This is a genomic window from bacterium, assembly GCA_021372775.1.
GTDB lineage: Bacteria > Acidobacteriota > Polarisedimenticolia > J045 > J045 > JAJFTU01.
On record JAJFTU010000061.1, the window covers coordinates 1 to 5720 of the forward strand.

Here is a 5720-nt window from a genome sequence, read left to right on the forward strand (position 1 = left end):
TGATGCGCTGCGCGCCGGTGGCGCTCCGCTGGCGGGCCGACGGCGCGGCGCTGATCCGCGAGAGCCAGAACTCGTCGCTCGTGACGCACCACGACCCGCGCTGCGTCTGGAGCTGCGTCGCCTTCAACGCCGGGCTCGCCGCGGCGGTGAACGGCGTCGAGCTCGACTGGGGGCAGTTGGCGCGGCTGCTCGAGGAGGCCGGCGCGCCGCGCGAGGTCGCGGAGATCGTGGGCCGGCCGCGCCGCGGCGGCGTCGGCTCGCTGCACCTCGACAAGGACGGGATCGGCTTCACGATCAAGGCGCTCGACGTCGCGGTCCACGCGCTGCGGCGCGCCCCCGACTTCGAGGAGACGCTGATCGAGATCGTCGCCGCGGGCGGCGACACCGACACCAACGGGGCGATCGCGGGGGCCGCCCTGGGCGCGCGGTTCGGCGCCGACGCGGTGCCGCGGCGCTGGCTGGAACGGATCCGCGACATCGACCGCGTGCAGGCGGCCGCGGACGCGCTCTTCGACGCCGGCGTTCCGGCGTAGCGCCGGTCGGCGCCGCCTTCCGCGCGCTTCGTCGACCTTCGGCCGGCGCTTCGCGGAACGCGGGCGCGGCGTCGTTTCAGCGCGTCTTGGCGCGGGCCAGTTCGTCTTCGACGAGCGCGGACAGCTCGTCCACGGTCGCGGCGCCGGCGACGCGGCGGCCGTTCACGTAGAAGGTCGGCGGGCCCGCGGCGCCCGCGCGGGCCGCCGCCTCGGCGTCTGCGCGCAACTCGTCGGCGGTTTCGTTCTTGTCGAGGCAGGCGGCGAAGCGCTTCTCGTCGAGCCCCAGTTCCTTGGCGTAGCCGCGCAGCGCGGCGTCGTCGAGCGCGCCCGAGCCGGCGGCGAAGACGCGGTCCCGGTAGACGCCGTACTTCCCTTGCCGATGCGCGCAGCGCGCCGCGGCGGCGGCCCGCGCGGCGTCGGCGTGGTGCTCCGCCGGCAGCTCGCGCCAGACCGCGCGCAGGCGGTCGCCGTAGATCGCGCGCAACCGCTTCAGCGCGGCGTAGGCGTCCTGCGAGATCGGCCCTTGGAAGTCGTTGAAGAGGACGACGACCACCGGCGCGCCGGCGGGGCCGTCGGCCGGCGCGGCGGTCGAATCGACGCTCCAGCGCTGTTCGTCGAGCAGGATCTTGACGTCGGCCTTGGCGCGCAGCTCGCGGCGCACGGCGGCCTCGGCGTCGCGCCGGCGCTCCGAGGCGAGCCGCTCGAGGATCATCGTCCGCACCGCCTCGAACGCCTGTCCGCCGTACTCGGCGCGGCGCCGCTCGTAGTCCTGCGTCGCCTCGGCGTCGGTCGGCGCCTTCACGCGTCCCTCGACCTCGGCGGCGAGGTAGGCGCCGGGGGCGAGCCCGCTCTTGGCCGCGGCCTTGGCGAGGAGCGCGCGGTCGATCAGCCGGGCCAGCGCGTCGCGCATCAGCGCGCGGCGCTGCTCGTCGATCCTGGCGAGGGCCGGCGCGGCTTCCTGCTCGACGTCGGCGATCGAGAGGGTCGCGCCGTCCACGACCGCCGCCGCGGGGGACGCGGGCTGCGTCGAGGCCGCCGGCTGCGTCGGCGGTTGTTGGACCGCCGCGTACGCGGACGAGAGAGCGCAGAGCGCAATCGCCGAAACAACCACCGCCTTACGGACCATCGCCGAATCTCCTCGACACATTCTACGAGCGCCCGGCCCCCCGCGGCCGCGCGGCGACCGAATGCGCGTCGGGGCGGCCGGCGCGATCCGACGAACGCCGAAACGACGGCGCCCCGCCTTGCCTTTCCGGGCGAGGTCCACGTCGCCGTAGGGGCGGCTGGCGCGCTCCGATGATCGTCGGAACAACGGCGCAACATCGCGCCTGCCGCCCGACCTGAACACCACACCCGCTTGCCTTTCGACGTCCAAAGGCAACGTTTCGCGAGGTCCACGTCGGGAGGCAGGCGCGAAGGAATCCTGAGCGCGGCCACGATCGTCGGGACGCGCCAGCCTCCCCTACACGCCCATCGGCCTCGCAACGTCCATCGAAGCACGGATCCCGTCGCCGTCGCGGTGCCCGCCGAGACGCGGCGCCGAAAGCGCGGCGTCGAAAACGACGAGCGCGTCGAGCGGCGGGGGCGGCGGCGAGCCGTTGCCGCGTGGCGGAGCCGCCGCCCCCGCCGCTCGACGCGCGTCCCGCGGGACGCGCGGGAATTACGCGCCAATGCAAAGGCAGTGTTTCGCGGGAGTCAGGTCGGGCGGCAGGCGCGGAGGAATCCTGAGCTGGGACGCGTTGATCGGGACGCGCCAGCCGCCCCTACGGTTATTTGGTTTTTGGGAGGCGCTGGAGTTCCTTGTCGATCGTGCGCGAGAACTCGGCGAACGGCTGCGCGCCGGTCACCATGATCCCGTTGACGAAGAACGTCGGGGTGCTGGAGACGCCGTAGCCTTCGGCCTCCACGACGTCCTTGCGGACCGCCACCGCGCGGTCGCCGCCGTCGAGGCACTTCTTGAACGCGGCGCCGTCGAGCTTCAGGTCCGCGGCGTACTTCTCGAGGCTCGCGCCGTCGAGCGCGTTCTGGTTGGCGAAGAGCAGGTCGTGCATCTCCCAGAACTTACCCTGCGCCTGGGCGCACCCGGCCGCCTCGGCGGCCTTCTGCGCGTTCTGGTGGAACGAGAGCGGGTAGTTGCGGAAGACGATCCGCACCTTGTCGCCGTAGTGGGCGATGATTTCCTTGACCGTCGCTTCGGCGCGGCCGCAGTACGGGCACTGGTAGTCGGAGAACTCGACGATCGTCACCGGCGCCGTCTTCGGCCCCTTGGCCGGGGCGTCGCTCTCGGCGATCTGCGTCCGCGCGGACTCGATGAAGCTCCGGACGCTCGTCTCGGCGCGCAGCCGGTCCAGAAGGGCGCCGAAGGCCCGCTGGGACTGCTGCTGCTTGAGGTACTGGACGATCTGCGGGCGGACCTGGTCGAGCGTCGTCGAGCCCATCCGCGCCTTGTTCTGCTCGTAGAACTGCTGGACTTCGGCGTCGTCGGCGGGCTTGACGACCTTGTCGATCTCCTGCTGGACGTACTCGTCGCGGCTCTTGCCGACCTTGGCCGCGGCCAGCTCGACCAGCTTGCGGTTGACGAGCTCGTCCACGACCTGATTCATCACGTCGGCGGCCGGACGGTGGCTCCCCTCGGCGATCTGCTCGAGGAGATACGCGTACGCCTCGTCCCGCGTGACCTGCGCGTCGCCGACCTGGGCGACGACGGCGGGAACCTCGAACTTCTTCGCGGGGGCTTCGGGCTTCTTGACGGGCGCCTGCGGCGCGGCGGGCGCCGCGGCCCAAACGGCCGCCGGGCCGACGGCCGCGCAGAGCAGCGTCGCGACGGCCAGCCGGATCGCGTGACGGGACCTGAGAGTCATGGCGGATTTCTCCTCGGGAGCGGGAAAGCTCATAAACTAATCTGGCGCCGCGGGGTGGGCAACCGCCACCTGACGCCGGGCGACTGGAGGACTTCGATGAGCGACGACGGCGGGCGCGGGCTGGTTCTCGCGCCGCATCCCGTTTTGGCGCCGGCCCCCGGGCCGGTCGTGCTGATGATCATGGACGGCGTCGGCGAGGGGCCGAAGGACGAGTACGACGCGGCCTGGCTGGCCCGGACCCCGACCCTCGACCGCCTCAAGGGGCACGGCCTCTGGCGCACCCTGCGCGCCCACGGCGTCGCCGTCGGCCTGCCGAGCGACGCCGACATGGGCAACTCCGAGGTGGGACACAACATCCTCGGCGCGGGCCGGGTCTTCGACCAAGGGGCGAAGCTCGTGGACCGCGCCTTCGAGAGCGGCTCGATCTGGCAGGGGACGTGGGCGGCGCTCGTCGGCCACCTCAAGGAGACCGGCGGCGCGCTGCACCTGCTCGGCCTGCTCTCCGACGGCAACGTCCACTCCCACGAGAAGCACCTCCACGAGATGATCCGCCGCGCCGCGCGGGAGGGGATCGCCAAGCTGCGCGTCCACGTCCTGCTCGACGGCCGCGACGTCCCCGAAACCTCGGCCCTGATCTACGTCGATCGGCTGGAGGAGACGCTGGGCGAGTTGCACGGGCGGGACGGGCGGGACTACCGCATCGCCTCCGGCGGCGGGCGGATGCTCGTCACGATGGACCGCTACGAGGCCGACTGGGCGATCGTCCAGCGCGGCTGGGAGGCGCACGTGCACGGCGCCGCGCGCCCGTTCCCGTCGGCGCGCGCGGCGATCGAGACCTTCCGCGCCGAGCAGCCGGGGGTGACCGACCAGTTCCTGCCGGCGTTCGTCGTCGCCGACGCCGCCGGGCCGGTCGGGCCGATGAACGACGGCGACGCCGCGGTGCTGTTCAACTTTCGCGGCGACCGCGCGATCGAGATCTCCCGCGCCTTCGACGAGGGGCCGGCGTTCGACAAGTTCGACCGCGGCCGCGTCCCGCGCGTCTTCTTCTGCGGAATGATGCTCTACGACGGCGACCTCAAGATCCCCGCCCGCTTCCTCGTCGATCCCCCGGCGGCGGAGCGCACGGTCAGCGAGCTGCTCGCCGCGAGCGGCGTCGCGCAGTTCGCCTGCTCCGAGACGCAGAAGTTCGGCCACGTGACCTACTTCTGGAACGGCAACCGCTCCGGCATGTTCGACCCGCTGCTCGAGGAGTACGTCGAGGTGCCGAGCGACCGCGTGCCGTTCGAGCAGCGGCCGTGGATGAAGACCGCCGAGGTCGCCGACCAGATGATCGACGCCGTGCGCGGCGGCCGCTTCCGCTTCCTGCGCGCCAACCTCGCCGCCGGCGACATGGTCGGCCACACCGGCTCGCTCGACGCGGCGGTGACGGCGATGCAGGCGGTGGACCTCGCGGTCGGCCGCGTGCTGCCGCACGTCCTCGCGGCGAAGGGGACGCTCGTCGTGACCGCCGACCACGGCAACCTCGACGACATGGCCGAGCGGGACAAGACCGGCGCGCCGAAGCGCGACGCCTCGGGGCGCGTCCTGCCGCGCACGTCGCACACGCTCAACCGCGTGCCGTTCGTCGTCTACGACGGCGCCGGCCGCGCGCTGCGCCTCGCCGAGGGGCTGCCCGAGGCGGGGCTCGGCAACGTCGCCTCGACGCTGCTGACGCTCCTGGGGTTCGCGCCCCCGAAGGACTACGAGCCGTCGCTCGTGGCGCCGCGCTGACGATGGGCCGCGCGTCGGGACGTCTCGGCGATCCGCTCGCCCCCGGGTTCGTGGCGGCGATGCCCCAGCTCGGCGACCCGAACTTCCGCCGCGCGGTCGTGCTCCTGCTGCGGCACAGCGAGGAGGGGGCGTTCGGCCTCGTCGTCAACCGCCGCGGGCCGATGTCGATGGACGAGCTCTGCCGCCGCGAGGGGTTCGAGTACAACGGCCCGCCGGAAGGGACGCTGATGATCGGCGGGCCGGTGCAGGTGGACGGCAGCCTCGTCGTGCTCCACGGCGAGAAGGTGGACGAGGACGAGCCGCGGGGGGACCTGCGCGTCGCGCCGGGGATCTACGTCGTGACCGACCGCGCGCGCTTCGCCGCGCTCGCGCAGTCCGGCGCGCGCCGGCTGCGCTGCTTCGCCGGCTACTCGGGATGGGGGCCGGGGCAGATCGAGCGCGAGCTGGAGGAGGGGGCGTGGGCGGCGCTTCCGGCCGACCCGGCCTTCATCTTCGACGTCGATCCCGACGACGCGTGGCGCAGCGCGCTCCACGCCGCCGGCATCGACCCCGCGAC

At 73.2% G+C, this 5720-nt stretch carries 5 protein-coding genes; 3 read left to right on the forward strand and 2 right to left on the reverse strand.

Features of this window, described 5'->3' with window-relative positions; translation table 11 throughout:
* The coding region (locus LLG88_02500) for an ADP-ribosylglycohydrolase family protein (protein MCE5245779.1) at positions 1-533 on the forward strand (533 nt) is incomplete at its 5' end.
* A gap of 76 nt (positions 534-609) precedes the next feature.
* Here the strand turns inward: LLG88_02500 and LLG88_02505 are convergent.
* Together LLG88_02505 and LLG88_02510 are read right to left on the reverse strand one after the other, a co-directional pair.
* Complete coding sequence (locus LLG88_02505) at positions 610-1659, reverse strand: thioredoxin domain-containing protein (GenBank protein ID MCE5245780.1); 1050 nt, start codon at positions 1657-1659, stop codon at positions 610-612.
* Between the two features lie 643 nt (positions 1660-2302).
* Positions 2303-3394: a DsbA family protein gene (locus LLG88_02510; protein MCE5245781.1), complete on the reverse strand. Its 1092-nt coding sequence runs from the start codon at positions 3392-3394 to the stop codon at positions 2303-2305.
* A gap of 96 nt (positions 3395-3490) precedes the next feature.
* Here LLG88_02510 and gpmI point away from each other — a divergent pair, with 96 nt between their 5' ends.
* Positions 3491-5164 (forward strand): 2,3-bisphosphoglycerate-independent phosphoglycerate mutase, encoded by a 1674-nt coding sequence (gpmI, locus tag LLG88_02515; protein ID MCE5245782.1) that lies wholly within the window; start codon positions 3491-3493, stop codon positions 5162-5164.
* Between the two features lie 2 nt (positions 5165-5166).
* Positions 5167-5720 (forward strand): YqgE/AlgH family protein (locus LLG88_02520; protein ID MCE5245783.1); only part of this gene is annotated, 554 nt, incomplete at its 3' end.